We start from the raw sequence: 19533 nt of genomic DNA, 5'->3' as shown, positions 1-19533 counted from the left end.
CATTTGAAAGCTACATCTGACAATCCATTGAAACATACGATTACTTATCATTATTAAGGGACCTAACTATTCTTATCTATAAATCCTACATCTATCATTACATATTACTTTCTCATGTATCGTACAACTAATTACTTTAATAACTTCTCCATTCCTTAAACACAAGACAAGCCTACTTGCTGACTCCTCACTATGCTGTTATACTATTCTCACTTATTCTCTCAGAAATGACACAGATTTTTTCTCCTTATTTCTTTTGATAATTCCCTTTTGTATTAAGTCAGATATTTCGCGAAAGGAATAATTTTCAAATTTATGTTGCATATTCATTTTTTCATGCTATGCTATTAATAATAAACCGTAACTCACTAGGGGTGTCTTTTAAAAGACTGAGACTGAACAATTGTTCTAAACCCTCTGAACCTGATCTAGTTCATACTGGCGTAGGAAAGTGGTTATCCGTTGAATAAGATTGCCTTATTCACCCCACTCATCGTCTGTGAGTGGGGTTTTCTATTTTCATATTCATCTACTAGGGGCGCCGAATGGCTGAGACGAACCCTCTGAACCTGATCTAGTTAGGACTAGCGTAGGGAAGTAGGAATGAAAGAAAACGTTTATTTCTTTTATTTACCGCTTCCCTTATGTGGAGGCGGTTTTTATTTATATTTAAGGAGGAAATTACATGTCAACTTTCACTAACAGGCTTTTTCGAAATGTTCAACCTATATGGGTACAGAACCATAACCATCCTTTCGTTCAAGAACTTGGTCAAGGAGTATTAGACGAAGAGAAATTCATTCACTATTTAAAGCAAGATTATGTGTATTTAATTGAATATGCCAAGTTATTTGCTCTTGCTACAACAAAAGCTGAGGACCTTGAAACAATGGATAAGTTTGCAGGGATCTTATACGATACCCTTCATGTAGAAATGAAATTACACCGAGCTTATGCCGCAGAATTTGGCATAACACGAGACGAGCTTGAAGCTACAAAACCAACACCTATTAATCTAGCATATACAAGCTACATGCTAAACGTTTCGCAAAATGGTAGTTTGGCAGATGTTGTTGCTTGCCTACTCCCTTGTGCATGGGATTATTGGGAAATTGGAAAGCTTTTAAGACTGCAGTATGGCGAGAAATTATCAAACAATCGATATGCTAAATGGATTGAAACCTATGATTCTCCATCCTTTGCTGAGGGAAGTAAATGGCTCATTGAGTTCATGGACAAGCTTGCAGAAGGTAAGCCTGAACACGAACTCGCTGTTTTAGAAAAACATTTTCAAATTACATCAAAATATGAGTTTTTATTTTGGGATATGAATTACCATAAACAAGACTGGCCTATTTAGAAACTAAAACTCTAGCACCTAGCAAGTTATGAAAAACGGCTATATGCCAACTTTTTGCTTCTACTTGCATTCATTCCTATAGAGGAAGCAGACAGACGTAAGAATAACCTCCTAATTAAGTTGAATCATCAACTTGTACTAGGTGCTAAAGCTTTTGTATAAAACCGACATTTATCTATTTCGAAAAGCTGGTGAAAACATATGACATTACAAGTACGAAATGTATCCTACACTTTTCAAAATCAAGGAAAAGTTAGCAAAAGAATTATTACAAACTTGAATTTAACCATTTCAAAAGGAGAGTTTGTCACTTTAATCGGAAAGAGTGGCACAGGAAAAAGCACTATCTTAAAATTAATCACTGGTCTTTTAAAGCCGGATCATGGGGAAATAACGATTGCAGATAATCCAGTAAAACTCGGAGATGTCGGCTATATGCCTCAACGAGACCTCTTGCTTCCTTGGCGAACTATTATAGAGAATATTTTGCTAGCAACTGAATTCAAAAAGGATCATTCTATTTCCAAAGAGGAAGCTAAAAATTGGCTTGATCGTGTTGGATTAAGGGATTATGAAAATGCTTTACCACATCAATTATCGGGTGGAATGAAGCAGAGAGCTGCCTTTTTACGAGCACTTTTAACAGGAAAAGATATGTTATTGCTAGATGAACCATTTGGTGCATTGGACGCATTTACGAAGAAAGACATGCAAGCTTGGTTACTTTCCTTATGGCAGGAATTGAATAAAACAGTTCTATTCATTACTCATGATTTAGAAGAGGCTTGCTTTTTAAGTGATCGTATTCTTATATTACATCCAGACCAAACAATAGAAGAAATTAGCGTTCCTTTTAAGCGTCCTCGTCATCAGGATCTTCTTCATGATAGTGCTTTCGTCTCTTTAAGAAAAAATGTGGAGAACAAAATTACTTATGAAAACCATTAAAAATTGGCTCAAAACATATCGTTTATTTCTCTTATTTAGCTTTGGCATCTTACTATTTATTGAATGGTCTGTTCGTTTAGAGCTTATTCCATCTTTTATTATCCCAGCACCATCTGGTGTGCTCATTTTAATTATGGAAAACTGGAAAGCACTCTTTTTACAGCATCTTCCGGTTACAATACTTGAATTTGCTATAGGCTTTCTTATTGCTGTTATTGGTGGGATATTGTTAGCAATATGTATGTTTTATTCCATAACGATTGAAAAAATGCTCTATCCAGCCGTAGTTATTTCACAAATGATTCCCATCATTGCTTTATCTCCCATTTTCGTGCTTTGGTTTGGCTATGAAATTTGGAGTAAGGTTGCTGTTACAATCCTGATTTCATTTTTTCCTATCGTTGTTGGAACCTATGACGGCTTGAAATCTAGCGATCCTGAATATGTTGAACTATTCCGATCAATGGGTGCAAATCGGTGGCATATTTTCAAAAAACTACATATTCCTATGGCACTCCCCTCCTTCTTCTCATCACTTAAGCTAGCCATCGTTTATGCACTTGTAGGTGCAACTATCGGTGAATGGCTCGGAGCAAGTGAAGGTTTAGGCTACTATAGCAGACGAATGTCTGGAAACTTAAATGCAGAAGGAGTCTTTGCTGCTATTACCATTTTAACTATATTAGGCATATTGCTTTTTTCACTCATTACGGCAATCGAAAAATATGTATTACGCTGGAAAACCAAATAAAAGGAGTTTAATGCATAATGAGAAAATTATTTATATATATTATGTTAGTTTGCAGTGTCGCTTTATTTCTTAGTGGCTGTTCTAGCAACAAGGCAGAAAGCTCTAAAAAAGGACTTGAGGATATTAGCATCATGTTAGATTGGTATCCCAATGCAGTCCATTCAGCCATTTATGTTGCACAGGAAAAAGGATATTTTGAAGATCAAGGATTAAATGTAAAAATTGAAATGCCTGCCGACACGAACGACCCATTAAAACTCGCGGCCGTTGGCAAAGTAGATCTAGCTATCAGTTATCAATCTCAGCTTCTAGTATCAAGAGCTGAGGATATACCCGTTGTTTCCGTTGGTGCTTTGGTTAGACATTCCCTCGATGCCATTATGTATAAAAAAGAAAACGGCATCCAATCACCGAAAGATTTAGAGGATAAAAGAGTTGGATACTCCTCATCTAGTGTTAGCGAGGCAGTAGTAGCTTCTATGGTCAAAAAAGATGGTGGAGATATGAAAAAAGTGAAAATGACTGATGTTGGCTGGGATTTGATGCCATCTTTAGCGACAGATCAAGTAGACGCACTAATCGGAGCTTATATTAATCACGAGTTAGTTCTTTTGAAAAAAGAAGGATATAACATGGATCTGATTCAATTAACAGATTACGGAATTCCAGATAATTATGAATTAGTTGTTGTTACTGGAGAAAAAACACTGAATAAGAAAAAAGAATCTATCAAAAAGTTTTGGCAAGCTGTTATTAAAGGACAGGAAGATGTAAAAAAGAATCCAGATGCAGGACTACAAATACTACTAAACCATGAAAATGATAGTTTTCCATTGGACAAAGAAGTAGAGAAAGAAAGTCTGCAAATACTATTACCTTTAATGGAAAATAACAATGGTCCATATGGCTATCAAGAAAAAGCAGTATGGCAGGATACTGCTGAATGGCTTTACAAAAATGGTGTTATTAAGAAAAAAATTAAACCTGATGAAGCATTTGTAAACATCATATTTGAAAAACAATAGAAAGGTGTCCAATCTGATGGAGAAAACAAAAAAGTTAACATTAACGGCTCTTATAGCAGCTTTAACAAGTGTATCAAGTAGTTTTATCTATATTCCAATTGGTTTCGCAAAAATCTTTCCTATTCAGCATTTGGCCAATCTATTGTCTGCCGTGTTACTTGGTCCTTGGTATGCTGTCATCCAAGCATTTCTATCTTCAACCATTCGAAATATGCTAGGTACAGGTAGTTTATTTGCTTATCCTGGAAGTATGATTGGTGCTTTATTTGCAGCAATACTTTTTGCAAAAACAAATAAAATCGGCTATGCAGCTATTGGTGAAGTAATCGGTACAGGAATTATAGGAGCAATGGCAACCTATCCAATTGCCACTCTGCTGTTAGGTCAAGAAGCGACATTATTCGGTCTTATACCAGCTTTTACCATCAGCTCCTTCACAGGTGCACTTATGGGTTACGCATTAATGAAAATATTAATCAAAAATAAAGTAGTGATTCTAGCCAAAATCGTATAGGTTACTCTTTCTCAGACTTTAACTCCATTAGTGAGTAGAGATTAAAATCCGCACCGGGATGCTCGCTTTCCGTGAGAGGGGAGTGTGCCACATAGGTGTAAAACGCCTGTGAGGTCTCACCTGCCCCGCTATCCCTGGATTCTCGCACCTTAAACCAATCATTTTACAACACGTAAAAACCTAACGTATTGTTAAAAAAGCTAGTTAAAGCGTCAGGCCTCTCAAAAGGAATTATTAATCCCTTTTGAGACATCGCCCTACTCATCTAAATCAACAAACCCATTACATATAAATCATAATACGCACCATTTAATAATGTAGCATTTTTTAAACGTCCTTCAATTTCAAATCCGAACTTTTTATAAAGCTCCACAGCTCCAACATTATCACAGCGTGTATCTAATTGTATTCTAGTTGTCACACCATTTGATTTTGCCCAATCTATCAATTGTTGAATAATCTGACTTCCTATTCCTCTTCCGTGATAAGCCTTTTTAACAACAATACCCAGCTCACCTTGATGTCTAGATTTTATTTTTTGGCTTGATGTGATCGTTCCAATTCCTATGATTTCATCATGATCCATAGCTAGAATCATTTTACAATTTAATTGTCCATTCATTGATTGAATGGACTTTGCTTGATCTTCTACACTTAATGGATATTCATTTTTTTCAAAGCTGAGATAGCTTGTTTCTCCTCCAACAATATTATAAAAAGCAACCATTTGTAGTGCATCATCTATAGTTGGCTGTCTAAATGTAATCATAGTCCTATGACACTCTCCTATATTTCTTTACGAGCATCATATCACTTCTTTTATTAACAAGCTATCACAATGAACACACTTTCTTTTCTAATAAAAAGAAGCTGTATTCATTTTCGGAATACAACTTCCAATGATCCACTATATTTTACTAACATACTTTTCTAAAGATACAATGGCTGTTTGAACAGTTCCTGCTGTTATCGTACCAATAGGCATTACATGAATAGATTCTTCTGGTGCCGTAGCCTTTTTAGCAATAGCAGCCATTATGTTCTCTGAAAGTTCTTTTACACCCAACTGTGTTAACGAATAAGGTAATCCTAATTCTCGATAAAACGGCAATAGACCTTCTATTTCTTTCCATTTTTCTTCTAAAACAAGCTGCACTAGAATACCATATGCTACCTTATCTCCATGAAGGGCATGATGTGTTTCCTCGAGTACAGTTAAGCCATTATGAATAGCATGAGCACCAGCAATGCGACCATAACGATCGCCAAAGCCACCAACCATTCCCGCATAAACTATTATCGTTTCAACTACTTTAATAAAAGCTTCATTTAACGATTCATTTTCTACAGCATTCAGAGCTTCCTTCGAATAAGTCACAAGCACTTCCTTACATTGTTTTGCTGTGTAATGAGAGATTTCAAGAGCTACTGGCTTATTTGCTATAGTAGCCATTTGTACATCTGCTTCATACCATTTTGCTAAAGTATCCCCAATCCCAGCAACTAGCATTTCTATAGGTGCTTGTAATAAAATATTGGGCTCTATCAAAACTAAGCTAGAGCATACAGGATAGATATCATAGCGAATAAAAGAACCATCATCATCATAAAGTACACTAAGAGGTGTCCATGGTGCACAGTTAGAGGCTAATGTCGGAATAAGAATCGCCTGCTTATGCGTTTGATTACATGCTGCTTTTGCTAGGTCAAGTACCTTCCCACCACCAACACCAATTATAGCTTCATAGTTTTGCTTAACTACTAAATTAGCTACTTTATCAATTTCAGTTAAAGAGCACTCTCCTTGATAATGAAAAAAACTTACATGTACTTTGTTTATTTCGGGCCAATAGTCTTCAGCTGCATTCCATGATTTTTTCCCCGTCACTACAAGCACCTTCTTCAAACCACGCTCAAGTAACTTTTTTTCTAGTAAATTTAATGCACCCTCAGCTAATATATATTCACTTGGTGCACCATGCACCGAGAAAATTTCCATATTTATCACTCTCTTCAATTTATTTCTTGTTTATTTTCATACTAGAAAACCCCACTTAAATGATGGTAATCCATCATTTAAGCGGGGATTTTTTATTCATTCATACCTTATTTCATCCATGTTGGTTTTCCAAAGCCAGGAAACTCATCATCAATGATCTTTTCAAATTCATCCGATTCAATAACAGATTTAATATCTTTTGCTAGCTGTGAATCCTCATTTTTGGCTGTAATAGCTACAATATTTCTGTAAGGATCAAGCATGTTCTCAAGAGCTAAAGCACTTAATAAATCCATTTTAGCAGCAAGTGCAAAGTTACCTGGTACAGCAGCTAAATCAGCACTATCAACAGAACGTGGTAGCTGACCTGATTCTAACGGTTGAAATTTAAGTTTTTTCTTGTTTTCTACTACATCTTTTTCGGAAACAGTTAATGGATCGGCTTTTTTATCTACAACAATGATACCTTCATCTTGCAATGTATTAAATGCACGAGCAGCATTTGTTGGATCATTCGGAATCGTAATAGTTGAACCTTCTTTAATTTCATCTAACGATTTATATTTATTAGAATAAATACCCATTGGTGCAGTTGGAACTGAAATTAATGCTGTTAAATCCATTTTGTTTTCTTTTTCAAAGTTTTCTAGATAAATCGTATGTTGGAAAAGGTTCGCTTGAATCTCATCATTATTTAACGCTTTATTCGGCTGAATATAATCACTAAACTCAACTACTTTTACTTTATAGCCTAATTTTTCTAAGCCCGGTTTAATCGCTTTTGTCACCATATCACTATAAGGACCTGATGTTGCACCAAATTTGATGCTTTTTGAATCTGCTCCTGACTTCTCACTGCTGTCATTACCACACGCAGCAAGTGCAGCCACTACTACTAATAAAATAATTGCTGTTAACCACTTTTTCATTATTCTTCTCCTACTTTCTATTTATCTTTTATCTACAACTTTGGCGATAAAATCACCAGCAAATTGGATTACCTGAACTAAAATAATTAAAATTAACACTGTGACAATCATAATAGTGTTATCGTAACGATAATATCCATAGCGGATTGCTAAATCCCCTATACCGCCACCACCAACGGTTCCAGCCATAGCCGAGAAACCAATTAAACTAATTAATGTTAATGTAATACCAGAAATAATCCCTGATCTAGCTTCTAAAAGAAGAACATCTTTTATGATCATCCACGGAGTAGCTCCTACCGCAGTAGCTGCTTCAATAATTCCTCTATCAATCTCTCGTAAAGCTGTTTCTACAATTCTTGCAAAAAAAGGTATAGCTGCAACTGATAGTGATACACTAGCCGCTACTGGTCCAATGGTTGTTTTAACAATTGCATTAGTTAACGGAATAAGAGCCACAATTAATATAATAAATGGAATGGATCGAACCAGATTCACGATAAATCCTAAAATACTTTGAACTGCACGATTTTCCATAAATAAGCCTTTATCGGTAACATATAAAAGAATACCTACTGGTAATCCGATAACAACGGAAACAATTAATGAAATCGAAACCATATAAACGGTTTGAAAAAAAGCCGTATTAATATCTGGAATTAATTCGATCAAATGATTTAAATCAAAGCCCATTGTGTAACACCTCCACCTGTGCATATCGTTCTTCAATATAAGTAATGGCCTTTTGAATTTCTTCTTTCGTTCCTTTTAGCTCCATTAAGAAAATTCCTAGTGGCAAGTCTTGTATATATTCAATCGATCCATGTAGGAAATTCCCCTTCACATTGAATTGCTGAAGCATGTCTGAAATAACCCCTTCTCCAGCAACTTCCCCTCTAAATGTTACTTTTACAATCGGATCCTGACATTTCTCCAAAATGATATTTGGAATATCAAATGATACAACACTTGAAATGAACTCTTTTGTTAAATCCTCTTTTGGACTAGCGAAAATGTCATATACATCACCATCCTCTATTACTTTTCCATTCTGCATGATAGCCATTCGATTACATATTTCTTTGACCACGTTCATTTCATGAGTAATTAATACAATAGTAATATCCAACTCTTTATTGATTCTCTTCAATAAATTTAAGATTGACTTTGTTGTAGTTGGATCGAGGGCTGAGGTTGCTTCATCACATAAAAGAACTGTTGGATTATTCGCAAGAGCTCTAGCAATGGCAACACGTTGTTTTTGTCCTCCGCTAAGCTGCGAAGGATATACATCACGCTTATCAGCCAGACCAACCATTTCTAAGAGCTCCTCTACACGTCCCTTTATCGAGCTTTGAGGTGCTTTCGCTGCTTTTAAGGAAAAAGCTACATTTTCATATACCGTTTTTTGACTAATTAAATAAAAATGCTGAAAAATCATTCCGATTTTTAATCTTGCTAAGCGTAACTCTCCACTGCGTAAAGATGTAAGATTGACTCCATCAATAGTTACACTTCCTGAGGTTGGTCTTTCTAATAAGTTAATGCATCGTAGCAAAGAGCTTTTCCCTGCTCCTGAATATCCTACAATACCGAAAATCTCTCCCTTCTCAATTGTTAGAGAGACGTTATCAACACCTTTTACTATGCCACTTTTCGTTTGATAATTTTTCGAAAGATTTTGTATTTTTATCATACTTAACCCTCTTTCCTTTCGTATAAGAAAACCATCTCTGGTTTTGTTAGTTTTCAATCAAGTAAAGCTTCATTCTGTTAGCAAATTAAAGAAAAATTCACGCATGAAATGATTCAATCTACAGATATCATCATCCATCTAATAAAACCAAATAAATTCTAAACAGTTCACTATGCCAACCATACAAAAAATGCCTCTTTCATCTGAAAGAGGCACCGAAATCCGACTAATTTCGACTTATCTTTCAGAATGAAAATCATTCTGCAGGAATTGGCACCTTCCCTTTTGGGGGTTGCCGGACGTCATAGGGCCATGTCCCTCGGTCACTCTGGATAAGTTTCTTATTGATTTTTTGTAATTTCGATAGTACTAATTAAATCGAAATTTGTCAATATAATAAATTTTTAAAATTTTCTATTGAAACGCTTTCATTATAGAAAAACAGGCGAAAAATGTCGAAAAAAATATTTTTTATCTTTTATAGTATTTTTATAGGATAAAGTGTTTTTAAAAATATTATCCTCTTTCTTCATAAGAATTTGTTACATTTCATTGTTATTCATCAATCGATTCATTCACTTTCCCACTATTCATTTCTTGTTAAGAATGAAAAGCCACATATAACAGTCCTTTAAAAAAGAGCTTATTGAAAAGAGTATCTTTCTCTTCTCAACAAGCTCGTCTTTCTATTACTAGAGATTATTTCCATACATTCTCTGCAATGCTAATAACATGTCTAATCTTGTCCCATTGTTCTTCTTCTGTAATCAAATTTCCTTCTTCAGTAGAAGAAAATCCACATTGCGGACTAAGACATAATTGTTCTAATGGAATATATCGAGTGGCCTCTTTTATTCTCTTTTTTATCTTTTCAGGATCCTCTAATTCACCAAATTTTGAGGTAATTAACCCTAATACAATCTTCAAATCTTTCCTGTTTACATAACGTAATGGCTCAAAGCCTCCTGATCTTTCATCGTCAAATTCGAGAAATAATCCGTCTACATCTAAGCCCCCAAAAATAATTTCTGCTGCAAATTCATAGCCACCACTTGACATATATGTAGATTTAAAATTGCCTCTACAAATATGCATAGTTATCGTCATATCCTCTGGCTTATGAGCGAGGGATTCATTAATAACTCTCGCATAAATATACGCTAATTTATTCGGGTCTTGCCCTTTTACTCGAAGTTTTTCTCTACCTTCTTCAGAGAATAAAGATGCCCAAGAAGTGTCATCTAATTGTAAATAACGACATCCCGCTTGATAAAAGGCTTGAATTGCTTTTTGGTATGTAATGATTAAATCATCGATTAACTCTTCCTCAGTTGAATAAATTTGTTCATCTACTGTAGCTCTAGCAAGTAGCATATTGGGGCTAGGTATCGTAAATTTCGCTATATGGTCTCCAGCAATTGAATGAAGAAATGCATAATCTTCTAAAAAAGGATGATGACCAAAATCAATTTTCCCAATTACTCGAATCCCATCAGCTCTAGTTTCAATCCCTTTAAACTGGAGCCCACTATCTTTTTTATAGAATTCAACTCCAACAAGCCCACCTAAAAAGTCAAAGTGCCACCAAGTTCTTCTTAGTTCTCCATCAGTTACCGCTTGTAACCCTAATTCTTTCTGCTTCTCAACAATTCGAGTTATTTCTTCATCTTCAATTATTCTTAATTGTTCCGCTGAAAACTCACCGCTCTGTTTTTGTAAACGAGCCTGCTTTAAACGTGCTGGTCTAAGGAAACTTCCTACATGATCTGCCTTAAACGGTCCTAAATTTGTCACATTCTTCATGTCTAACCTCTCCTTCTTTATATATGAAACATATAAAAACGTGCGAAAATTATGTAAATATCTATTTCATAGTACTACTAGAAATCGTTAAATTCAAAATTATTCGACTTTTACAAAGTGCGTAAAAGAAAATGTGAACCTCTCCATAGGTGCATATCTACAAGAAGAATAGGGTATGAGCAAAAAGAACTATTAAGAGATTTTCATGATGGAGCTGGGATTATTGAAAAAACTTGTACTCATTAGACATGGTCAAAACATTTATAATGTTGAAAATCGATTTACAGGTTGGACTGATGTTGACCTGTCGATTCAAGGACTCGAAGAAGCCAGAAAAGCAGGTCGAATTTTAAAAGAAAATGGCTTTACCTTTAATTATGCACATACATCTATGCTCAAAAGAGCGATTCATACACAATGGCTTATTTTGCACGAAATGGATTTGATGTCGATACCTATAGTAAAATCATGGAAGCTGAACGAGAGACATTACGGAAGGGTTAAATAAACAAGAAACAATTGATAAATATGGTGAAGCACAAGTTCATCAGTGCGAAGATCCGTTGATATTCGTCCACCGGCATTAACGAAAGAAGACACAAGATATCCTGGCAATGAATACAAGTATCAACGCCTAACAGTGGAAGAAATTCCTCTAACTGAAAATCTAGCAGATACAGAAAAAAGAGTTTTACAGGAATGGAATAAAACAATTGTTCCTCAGCTATTAGCTGATAAAGAAGTTATTATTTCTGCTCATGGAAATACTTTAAGGGCTTTAGTTCAATACTTAGATAATATATCAAGTGACGGAATCGCAAACTTAAATATTCCGACAGGTATACCACTTGTCTACGAGCTTGATGAACAATTAAAGCCTATTCAACATTATTATTTATCTTTAGATGGAAAGCTTCCAAAATAAGCAGTTAACAAACATTTGTAATACATAGATCATATTTTAGAAAAAAGAGCAGCTAGTCAAGATCTTTAACAGAGGAGACTTCAGCATGAAAACACTTATTGCCTTTGCAAGTAAAACGGGCACAACTGAAAAATGTGCCCACACCCTATCAACTTATTTTGAAAATGCTACATTATGTAACTTAACAAATGAGCAACCAGATCTTTCAGATTACGAAACGGTCATTATAGGTGGAAGTATTCGTATGGGTCAACTACATAAAAAAACTAAACAATTTATTTTAGACAACCAAGATATTTTACTAGAGAAAAGATGTGCCTTTTATATTTGTAATGGAATTGTTGATCAGACAGAGGAAGTCATTCAGCGAAATTTTCCAACCGAAATCATTAATCATACATTACTTGTGGATACTTTTGGAGGAGAAATCGATTTACAAAAGCAAAAAGGCTTAGATCGAATGATTGCCAAAATAGCCTTGAAATCCATTGGGGACGATCCTTCTAAACAACCAAAAATTCTTGAAGAAAATATTGAAACGTTTGCTGAAGCTGTACAAGCTTAGAAATAATATATCACACAGCAATTGACACAAAGTTTTTGGGAAAACAACATGACCAAGCAAAAAGGGATATTTTACGGTTGGTGGATTGTACTCGCATGCGTAATCATCATGACATTTTTATTTGCTCCAATTGTAAACTTAGTTTCATTATTTACCTTACCAGTTACTGAAGATTTAAGCTTTGGTAGATCTGAATTCATGACATATTATACAATAATGGCATTCGTTTCGATGATCATGAGCCCAATAGCTGGAAAACTTATAAAAAAACTAAATATAAAATTATATTTGTCTATCTTTACAATTATTGGAGCGATCTCCTATATTGGATTTTCTTTCTCAACAGCTCTTATTCACTTTTACTTATTTGCCATTCCAATGGGCATTTCCATAGCTGGAGCTGCAATGATACCTACATCCGTACTTATTACAAATTGGTTTAATGAAAAACGTGGTTTATGCTTAGGTATTGCCTTATCTGGTAGCGGACTTGGTGGTGTCGTTCTTAGCCCATTACTAAATTGGTTAATAACGGATTACGGATGGAGAAATGCTTATCTTATAACGGGAATCATTATTTTAATAGTCATACTACCATTTGCCTTATTCGTAATTAAATTCAAACCAGCGGATAAAGCTCTTTTACCACTAGGCGAAATTCAATCCACAAATTCAGAACCAATAGGTGTTACACAGAAAGAGGCTTTAAAATCTGTTTCGTTTTGGTCTCTTTGCCTTGCGATCGTTGTAGCTAGTATCGTCGTGAATGGAATGATTATAAACCTTGCTCCTTATTTGATAGATATTGGTGCTACAGCCAAAAATGCTGCTTTACTACTATTCATTGGATGGCAATGGTAGTTGCCGGAAAACTAGTGATTGGACGACTTTATGATATGCTAGGAACTATTATTACTTTACTAGTCGTTTGTTCAGGAAGTTTCCTAAGCTTTATCTTTTTAATGCAAGGTAACCAAGTCATACCGGGTCTAATTTATACCTTGCTATCTGGTTTGGGAGCAACAGCTATTACTGTCACTCCTTCGTTTTTGACTGCTGCTCTTTTTGGTGAAAAAGAATTTGGAGCAAAATTCGGGGTTATCTCTTTATTTATCTATTTAGGGGCAGCTATTACACCTGTAGTATCAGGGGCCATTTACAACATCAATCATTCTTATACATTACTACTATACATTTTAATCATATTAGCGTTTGTAGAATTAGCACTATTTCTACTTGCTATTAAAACAAAACCAAAGTTTAATAGCAGTTGTTGAAAACTAATTTCTTTCTTCTCTTTTCTACAATATAAAAAGCCAAGCTATTTTTCTTCTGCTTGGCTTTTTTACTTATGATGAGTCTTCTTATACCTTAGGATGAATCATCTCTTCTGGTCGAACCATCTGATTAAATTGATCGGCAGTTAATAGATTTAATTTTACTGCTGCTTCTTTTAACGTTAAGCCTTCCTTATGAGCAAGCTTGGCAATGGATGCCGCCTTTTCATAGCCAATATATGGGTTTAAGGCTGTAACTAGCATAAGTGATTTCTCAAGATTTTGTTGGATGACCTCTGTATTTGCCTCAATTCCAACAGCACAATGATTATTAAATGAATTCATGGCGTCAGAAAGAAGTCTAACGGATTGAAGGAAATTAAAAATAATAACTGGTTTAAATACGTTCAACTCAAAATTTCCTTGGCTTGCTGCCATACTAATCGTCACATCATTCCCCATCACCTGACAAACAACCATCGTTAACGCTTCACTCTGAGTTGGATTGACTTTTCCTGGCATAATCGAACTTCCTGGTTCATTGGCAGGGATGGTGATTTCTCCAATACCTGAACGAGGACCACTGGCTAACCATCTAACATCATTTGCAATTTTCATTAAATCAGCCGCCAAAGCCTTTAGTGCACCATGAACATGAACAATTTCATCGTGACTTGTTAAAGCGTGAAATTTGTTTGGAGCTGAAATAAACGTTTTCTTTGTTAACTGACTAATTTGCTCAGCCATCATTTCTCCGTATTTTGGATGTGCATTAATACCAGTACCAACGGCTGTTCCACCAATTGCTAGCTCTCTCATATACTCAAGGCTTCCTTCTATCATCTTTTCGGATTTTTCCAGCATCCGAACCCAACCGCTAATTTCTTGCCCTAAGGTTAAAGGGGTTGCATCCTGCAAATGGGTTCTGCCAATTTTGATAATGTTCTCGAATTCCTCTGCTTTGCCCACTAATGTTTTTTTCAACGATTGCAATGCTGGTAAGAGCTGATCCTCTACTGCAAGAACACCCGCAATATGCATTGCTGTCGGAAAAGTATCATTGGAACTTTGGGATTTATTCACATCATCATTCGGATGAATCCTTACATTTTCCTTACTAGCTGTTAATATTTCATTTGCTCGATGTGCTATCACTTCATTTATATTCATATTGGACTGTGTTCCGCTTCCAGTTTGCCAAACAACTAAAGGAAATTGTTCTTTATGTTGGCCATTTAGAATTTCATCAGCCACTTTCACAATAGCTTCAGCTTTAACTGCCTCTAATTTTCCTAAGCTTTGATTAACGAGTGCTGCACTTTTTTTCAAAACCGCAAATGCTTGAATGACTTCAGTCGGTATTTTTTCTGTTCCAATTTTAAAATTTTGACTACTGCGCTGTGTTTGAGCTCCCCAAAGCTTATCAGCTGGTACTTGTATTTCTCCGATTGTGTCTTTTTCCATACGATATTTCATTGAACTCTCCCCTTTACAACTAGTATGTAGAACGGATAAACATCGAAATACATGTAAAGTATTCATTTTCTTGCCCTTTCATTCCTATTCCCCTTTATCTTATAAAAAAACATATATTAGGAAAAAGTCTAATTAACTTTTTCCTATAAAAGAAGCAAACAATGAAAAAATGAGCAAAATGGCCAAACATTTTACTCATTTTTAGGATATAGCCACTTGAGCTGCTACAATAACATGAATCACTTCTCACTTATCGAATTGTTTTTAATGCCGTAGCCCAAGGAATAACTTGATCTAACATTTGATTTACTGAAGAAGCTTGCACATCGGCTGGTTTGAATACAGTACCATTTTCAAAATCAGTGAATAATGATAAAGCTGGGTGAACACGAACATCGGCTACGGATAATTCACCTAAGATTCCACGCAAGTGTTCAGCTGCGCGTGCTCCACCAACTGATCCATAGCTTACAATACCAGCTGCTTTATTATTCCATTCTTCACGTAATAGGTCTAATGCATTTTTCAATGCACCTGTTATTGAATGATTATATTCTTGAACAATAAAGACAAATCCGTCACATCCATTAATTTTTTCAGACCAAGCAGCAATGCCTGAAGGATCACCAATAGGATCACCTAGGAATGGTAATTTGAAATCTGCAATGTCGATGATTTCATATTCTGCATCATTTCGTTCATCAGCTAAGCTTTTCACCCATGCTCCTACTTGTGGGCTAACTCGACCTTCGCGTGTACTTCCTAAAATAATACCAATTTTCAACATTTTAAAATCCTCCTAGTAGTTCTCTGTTCTTAATTTTATTTACCCAATTCATTTTTTATAAATGTTTCATTACTCATATTCTTTCTCAAACTCAATCGTACTTCTCACAGTATCAATTGGTCTGACTAGCTTTTCAATTTGTTCACGTTTTGGCTCAAGGAATGGTGGTAATGATAACTTCTCACCCACAGTTTCGTACGGTTCATCTCCCATAAATCCTGGGCCATCTGTTGCCAATTCGAATAGAATTTGTGGTGCCACTCTCGCATATAGTGACTCAAAGAAATGACGATTAACATAACCCGAGGTATGGAATCCAAAACTTTCAAAACGATTTGTCCATTCATCTAATACTGCACGGTCTTCTACTCGGAAAGCAGCATGGTGAACCGTACCAAAACCTTGTCTTGCATTCGGCATTACAACATTATGTTCCACAATAATTTGTGCCCCATTTCCTCCTTCACCTACTTCAAATAAGTGAAGAGAACCTTCAGAGGCAATTTCTCTAAATAACATGACTTGCTCTAGCATTTGCTTGAAATAATTAAAGTCGGCAATACGTACAAAAATGGGTCCTAAACCTGTAATCGCAAACTCTAAAGGAATTGGTCCTTTTTGCCAAGGTGTTCCAGAAGCTACTCCTTCATTGTTTTCGTCAGAAATTAATTGATATTGTTGGTCATCAAAATCTACGAACGATAAAGTCTTTTTACCAAATTGCTCTTTAATCCCTGTATGCTCCACATTCAGTCTGTCAAAACGATTCACCCAATACGCTAATGCTGCATCTGTTGGTACACGGAAAGATGTTTTAGAAATTTCATTTGTACCATGTACCCCTTTTGGAATATTAGGAAAATCAAAGAATGTCATATCTGTACCAGCACTTCCTTTATCATCCGCAAAGAATAAATGATAGGTTTGAATATCATCCTGATTTACGGTTTTCTTTACTAAACGCATCCCTAAGACATACGTGAAAAATTGATAATTCTTTTCTGCACTACTTGTAATAGCTGTAACATGGTGAATTCCTTTTAAATGGTTCATTTTTATTCCTCCTAATAATGATTTTTATTTAATTCGAGTTCATTTATCTTCATTTCGAGATATTACTGTAAAAATGGATTAACGAAAATTTCCTCATCACTACTAAATATTTCTTAAGAAATATGGTTTTCTTATTATCTCAACTTAAATTATCTTTACTTCGAGATAAATTTAACACATAATCACTTTCCTTGTCAACTGATTAATATCTCATTATTGATTTTATCATGTATGCTCTTCAAAATACTGATCTTTACTCCCAATATAGTTCATAATGTTTAGAAAAACGGTGCTATCCTAATACTTTCACTTTGATAGCACCGTTTTTTAAATGAAGTTAAATCATTTCCATTTGGTGAATCACTTTCTCTGCTAAATCAGGAGTAAGCTCTTCATATCGAACAAAATTTGTAGAAAATTTACCTCTAGCCCCTGTTAATGATTTTAATTCCGTAGTGAAACTCAACAATTCCACTTGAGGTACTTCTGCTGTAATCCATTCTTCATTTTTTTCCTCATCCATCCCTAAAATTCTACCTCTTTTTCTTGTTAGCTCACTAATGACATCACCAACATATTCAGAAGGAATTTCCATCTCTACCTTCATGATTGGTTCCAATATACATGGTTTGGCTTGTTCCATTCCTTGCCTATAAGCTAAGCTTGCTGCAACCTTGAATGCGTATTCTGAGCTATCAACAGAATGATAAGAACCATCATACAAAGTTGCTTGCAAACGGATCAATGGAAATCCTGCTAATACACCTCTTTCCATTGATTCAACGATACCTTTTTCAACAGCAGGTATATACTGTCTTGGAACAGCTCCCCCTACAACTTTATTGATAAATAATAAGTCATCTTCACCATCGTGACGTGGCTCAAAGATTATTTTCACGTTCCCAAACTGACCATGACCACCACTTTGTTTTTTATATCTTCCTTGTACATCGGCTTTTCCTTTAATCGTTTCACGATATGAAATACTTGGTAATTCATAATCTATTTCAATATCGAATTTCGTTAATAATTTGCTTTTAATAATATTTAAATGTGTTTCACCCATACCGATTATTCGTAATTCTAAAAATTCACTATCTCGATATACAATGATGGATGGATCTTCTTCTTGTATTTTAGATAGTGCGCTTAATACTTTATCCTCGTCTGCTTTTTTAGTAACAACAACAACTCTTTCAAATGTTGGAGATTCATAGCTTGGTTGTTCAATGATGATAGGAGAGTCCTTATCACATAGCGTATCATCCGTATTAGTGTATTGTAACTTCGCAATGACTCCTATATCACCAGCTTCAATACAATCAATCGGTTTTTGCTCTTTACCACGAACAGAGTATAAACTATTAATACGTTCTTCTTTCTGTTTATTAGCGTTATAGATCATGGAATTTCCAGAAATGGAACCTGTTAATACTTTTACAAATGAAAGTTTGCCTACGAAAGGATCAGCTATCGTTTTAAATACAAGCGCCATCGTATGATTAACATCATTAGATGGATGTACAATAGCTCCACTAATATGAGCTTCTACAGTATGTATCGTTCTATCAAATGGAGCTGGTACACATTCACAAATATAGTCCAATAACAATTGAATTCCTTTCCCTGATTGTGCAGAACAGCATAAGACTGGATACATTTCACCATCATTTAATCCTTTTTTTAGTCCATCCACCATCTCTTCTTTTGTTAAATAACCTTTCTCTAAATACGCCATTAAGTACTCTTCACTGGATTCTGAAATAGTTTCCATTAATGTCTCATATGCTTCTTGAACATATTCCAAATAATCATTAGGTATTTCCTTCTCAGTCGTTTTGTTTTTCAAGAAATCATATACTGAATATGTTCCATGTAATACGTCAATAATTCCTTCAATTGAATGATCTCGAACAACAGGAATATGTAAGGCTACAACATTTTGACCGAATTGAACTCTAAGCTCATTGTAAACCTTTTCAAAACTACTGTTTTCTTTGTCTATTTTATTGATTACAAATGTTATGGGCAGATGCTTTGCTTTTGCAGCTTCAAAGTTTCTTTCTGTTCCAACTTTAATACCAGAACGAGCACTAACAGAAATGAATGCTGCATCAGCTGCTTGAAGCCCTTGAATTCTTTCACTTTCAAACTCTAAATAGCCTGGTGCATCTAGAATATTCAATTTATAATTTTGATACAGTATTGGGACGAGGGATGTTTGGACTGATATTTTGCGATTTTTTTCTTCAAGTCCATAATCACTGACTGTATTTCCTTCTTCAATATGTCCAAATCGAGTAATATTGTTTGATAGATAACATAATGCTTCAGCTGTTGTCGTTTTCCCACAACCTTGGTGCCCTAATAATACAATATTTCTAATTTCCTTACTCATACTAAATCATCCTTTCTGTTGTCTGAA

The 19533-nt window shown here is 35.1% G+C and carries 18 protein-coding genes, 1 pseudogene and 3 riboswitches; of the genes and pseudogenes, 9 read left to right on the top strand and 10 right to left on the bottom strand.

Annotation, left to right across the window (positions count from 1 at the left end):
• Nucleotides 1-360: 360 nt before the first annotated feature.
• Nucleotides 361-467: riboswitch (TPP riboswitch) on the top strand.
• A 57-nt stretch (nucleotides 468-524) separates the two neighbouring features.
• Nucleotides 525-613, top strand: a riboswitch (TPP riboswitch).
• A gap of 72 nt (nucleotides 614-685) precedes the next feature.
• From tenA to thiW, 5 genes are all read left to right on the top strand, one after another.
• Complete coding sequence (gene tenA, locus BN349_RS03750) at nucleotides 686-1360, top strand: thiaminase II (protein WP_019240940.1); 675 nt, start codon at nucleotides 686-688, stop codon at nucleotides 1358-1360.
• 201 nt (nucleotides 1361-1561) lie between these two features.
• Complete coding sequence (locus BN349_RS03745; protein ID WP_019240939.1) at nucleotides 1562-2308, top strand: ABC transporter ATP-binding protein; 747 nt, start codon at nucleotides 1562-1564, stop codon at nucleotides 2306-2308.
• The gene (locus tag BN349_RS03740) at nucleotides 2295-3059 is read left to right on the top strand and encodes an ABC transporter permease (RefSeq protein ID WP_019240938.1); all 765 of its coding nucleotides are present in this window, start codon (nucleotides 2295-2297) and stop codon (nucleotides 3057-3059) included. Before BN349_RS03745 ends, BN349_RS03740 begins: the two co-directional genes overlap by 14 nt.
• Nucleotides 3060-3076: 17 nt before the next feature.
• A complete protein-coding gene (locus BN349_RS03735; protein WP_019240937.1) occupies nucleotides 3077-4084 on the top strand; it encodes an ABC transporter substrate-binding protein in 1008 nt (335 codons plus the stop codon).
• A gap of 16 nt (nucleotides 4085-4100) precedes the next feature.
• The gene (gene thiW, locus BN349_RS03730; protein WP_019240936.1) at nucleotides 4101-4598 is read left to right on the top strand and encodes an energy coupling factor transporter S component ThiW; all 498 of its coding nucleotides are present in this window, start codon (nucleotides 4101-4103) and stop codon (nucleotides 4596-4598) included.
• A 265-nt stretch (nucleotides 4599-4863) separates the two neighbouring features.
• Here the strand turns inward: thiW and BN349_RS03725 are convergent, their stop codons facing one another.
• From BN349_RS03725 to BN349_RS03700, 6 genes are all read right to left on the bottom strand, one after another.
• Nucleotides 4864-5367 (bottom strand): GNAT family N-acetyltransferase, encoded by a 504-nt coding sequence (locus BN349_RS03725; protein ID WP_019240935.1) that lies wholly within the window; start codon nucleotides 5365-5367, stop codon nucleotides 4864-4866.
• Between the two features lie 138 nt (nucleotides 5368-5505).
• Nucleotides 5506-6597 carry an iron-containing alcohol dehydrogenase family protein gene (locus tag BN349_RS03720; RefSeq protein WP_019240934.1) on the bottom strand — a complete coding sequence of 364 codons (1092 nt, stop codon included), beginning with the start codon at nucleotides 6595-6597 and terminating at the stop codon, nucleotides 5506-5508.
• 107 nt (nucleotides 6598-6704) lie between these two features.
• The gene (locus BN349_RS03715) at nucleotides 6705-7526 is read right to left on the bottom strand and encodes a MetQ/NlpA family ABC transporter substrate-binding protein (protein ID WP_019240933.1); all 822 of its coding nucleotides are present in this window, start codon (nucleotides 7524-7526) and stop codon (nucleotides 6705-6707) included.
• 21 nt (nucleotides 7527-7547) lie between these two features.
• Nucleotides 7548-8219: a methionine ABC transporter permease gene (locus BN349_RS03710; protein ID WP_019240932.1), complete on the bottom strand. Its 672-nt coding sequence runs from the start codon at nucleotides 8217-8219 to the stop codon at nucleotides 7548-7550.
• Nucleotides 8209-9222, bottom strand: a complete 1014-nt coding sequence (locus BN349_RS03705; protein WP_019240931.1) for a methionine ABC transporter ATP-binding protein — start codon at nucleotides 9220-9222, stop codon at nucleotides 8209-8211. Before BN349_RS03705 ends, BN349_RS03710 begins: the two co-directional genes overlap by 11 nt.
• A gap of 234 nt (nucleotides 9223-9456) precedes the next feature.
• A riboswitch (SAM riboswitch) is annotated at nucleotides 9457-9561 on the bottom strand.
• A 360-nt stretch (nucleotides 9562-9921) separates the two neighbouring features.
• Nucleotides 9922-11025: a 5-methyltetrahydropteroyltriglutamate--homocysteine S-methyltransferase gene (locus BN349_RS03700; protein ID WP_019240930.1), complete on the bottom strand. Its 1104-nt coding sequence runs from the start codon at nucleotides 11023-11025 to the stop codon at nucleotides 9922-9924.
• A gap of 205 nt (nucleotides 11026-11230) precedes the next feature.
• Between BN349_RS03700 and gpmA the strand changes: the two are divergent.
• From gpmA to BN349_RS03680, 4 genes and pseudogenes are all read left to right on the top strand, one after another.
• Nucleotides 11231-11950, top strand: a pseudogene (gene gpmA, locus BN349_RS23255) (2,3-diphosphoglycerate-dependent phosphoglycerate mutase).
• A gap of 85 nt (nucleotides 11951-12035) precedes the next feature.
• The gene (locus BN349_RS03690) at nucleotides 12036-12515 is read left to right on the top strand and encodes a flavodoxin domain-containing protein (RefSeq protein ID WP_019240927.1); all 480 of its coding nucleotides are present in this window, start codon (nucleotides 12036-12038) and stop codon (nucleotides 12513-12515) included.
• Between the two features lie 48 nt (nucleotides 12516-12563).
• Complete coding sequence (locus BN349_RS03685) at nucleotides 12564-13376, top strand: MFS transporter (protein ID WP_019240926.1); 813 nt, start codon at nucleotides 12564-12566, stop codon at nucleotides 13374-13376.
• Complete coding sequence (locus BN349_RS03680) at nucleotides 13370-13792, top strand: MFS transporter (protein WP_019240925.1); 423 nt, start codon at nucleotides 13370-13372, stop codon at nucleotides 13790-13792. Before BN349_RS03685 ends, BN349_RS03680 begins: the two co-directional genes overlap by 7 nt.
• A gap of 87 nt (nucleotides 13793-13879) precedes the next feature.
• On the opposite strand, the gene fumC is transcribed toward BN349_RS03680, so the two are convergent.
• The 4 genes from fumC to BN349_RS03660 all read right to left on the bottom strand — a co-directional run bounded on the left by fumC (nucleotide 13880) and on the right by BN349_RS03660 (nucleotide 19506).
• Nucleotides 13880-15268 (bottom strand): class II fumarate hydratase, encoded by a 1389-nt coding sequence (gene fumC, locus BN349_RS03675; RefSeq protein WP_019240924.1) that lies wholly within the window; start codon nucleotides 15266-15268, stop codon nucleotides 13880-13882.
• Nucleotides 15269-15518: 250 nt separating this feature from the next.
• Nucleotides 15519-16055 carry an NADPH-dependent FMN reductase gene (locus BN349_RS03670; RefSeq protein WP_019240923.1) on the bottom strand — a complete coding sequence of 179 codons (537 nt, stop codon included), beginning with the start codon at nucleotides 16053-16055 and terminating at the stop codon, nucleotides 15519-15521.
• Between the two features lie 69 nt (nucleotides 16056-16124).
• Nucleotides 16125-17108: a ring-cleaving dioxygenase gene (locus BN349_RS03665; protein WP_019240922.1), complete on the bottom strand. Its 984-nt coding sequence runs from the start codon at nucleotides 17106-17108 to the stop codon at nucleotides 16125-16127.
• Nucleotides 17109-17445: 337 nt separating this feature from the next.
• On the bottom strand, nucleotides 17446-19506 hold the full coding sequence (locus BN349_RS03660) for an elongation factor G (protein ID WP_019240921.1): 2061 nt from the start codon (nucleotides 19504-19506) through the stop codon (nucleotides 17446-17448).
• Nucleotides 19507-19533: the final 27 nt, after the last annotated feature.

Origin of the sequence: Bacillus sp. AP8 (assembly GCF_000321185.1) — a bacterium.
Lineage (GTDB): Bacteria > Bacillota > Bacilli > Bacillales > DSM-1321 > Bacillus_AD > Bacillus_AD massilioanorexius.
The sequence above is the reverse complement of the archived record's forward strand: the minus strand, read 5'-3'. Positions and strand labels throughout refer to the sequence as shown.

Bases quoted from the DNA above. Each gene is read 5' to 3' on its own strand.
- fumC (WP_019240924.1), bottom strand. From the start codon at position 15,268: ATGAAATATCGTATGGAAAAAGACACAATCGGAGAAATACAAGTACCA.
- BN349_RS03700 (WP_019240930.1), bottom strand. From the start codon at position 11,025: ATGAAGAATGTGACAAATTTAGGACCGTTTAAGGCAGATCATGTAGGA.
- BN349_RS03690 (WP_019240927.1), top strand. From the start codon at position 12,036: ATGAAAACACTTATTGCCTTTGCAAGTAAAACGGGCACAACTGAAAAA.
- thiW (WP_019240936.1), top strand. From the start codon at position 4,101: ATGGAGAAAACAAAAAAGTTAACATTAACGGCTCTTATAGCAGCTTTA.
- BN349_RS03735 (WP_019240937.1), top strand. From the start codon at position 3,077: ATGAGAAAATTATTTATATATATTATGTTAGTTTGCAGTGTCGCTTTA.
- BN349_RS03725 (WP_019240935.1), bottom strand. From the start codon at position 5,367: ATGATTACATTTAGACAGCCAACTATAGATGATGCACTACAAATGGTT.
- BN349_RS03710 (WP_019240932.1), bottom strand. From the start codon at position 8,219: ATGGGCTTTGATTTAAATCATTTGATCGAATTAATTCCAGATATTAAT.
- BN349_RS03745 (WP_019240939.1), top strand. From the start codon at position 1,562: ATGACATTACAAGTACGAAATGTATCCTACACTTTTCAAAATCAAGGA.
- BN349_RS03670 (WP_019240923.1), bottom strand. From the start codon at position 16,055: ATGTTGAAAATTGGTATTATTTTAGGAAGTACACGCGAAGGTCGAGTT.
- BN349_RS03660 (WP_019240921.1), bottom strand. From the start codon at position 19,506: ATGAGTAAGGAAATTAGAAATATTGTATTATTAGGGCACCAAGGTTGT.
- tenA (WP_019240940.1), top strand. From the start codon at position 686: ATGTCAACTTTCACTAACAGGCTTTTTCGAAATGTTCAACCTATATGG.
- BN349_RS03705 (WP_019240931.1), bottom strand. From the start codon at position 9,222: ATGATAAAAATACAAAATCTTTCGAAAAATTATCAAACGAAAAGTGGC.
- BN349_RS03680 (WP_019240925.1), top strand. From the start codon at position 13,370: ATGGTAGTTGCCGGAAAACTAGTGATTGGACGACTTTATGATATGCTA.
- BN349_RS03685 (WP_019240926.1), top strand. From the start codon at position 12,564: ATGACCAAGCAAAAAGGGATATTTTACGGTTGGTGGATTGTACTCGCA.
- BN349_RS03715 (WP_019240933.1), bottom strand. From the start codon at position 7,526: ATGAAAAAGTGGTTAACAGCAATTATTTTATTAGTAGTAGTGGCTGCA.
- BN349_RS03740 (WP_019240938.1), top strand. From the start codon at position 2,295: ATGAAAACCATTAAAAATTGGCTCAAAACATATCGTTTATTTCTCTTA.
- BN349_RS03665 (WP_019240922.1), bottom strand. From the start codon at position 17,108: ATGAACCATTTAAAAGGAATTCACCATGTTACAGCTATTACAAGTAGT.
- BN349_RS03720 (WP_019240934.1), bottom strand. From the start codon at position 6,597: ATGGAAATTTTCTCGGTGCATGGTGCACCAAGTGAATATATATTAGCT.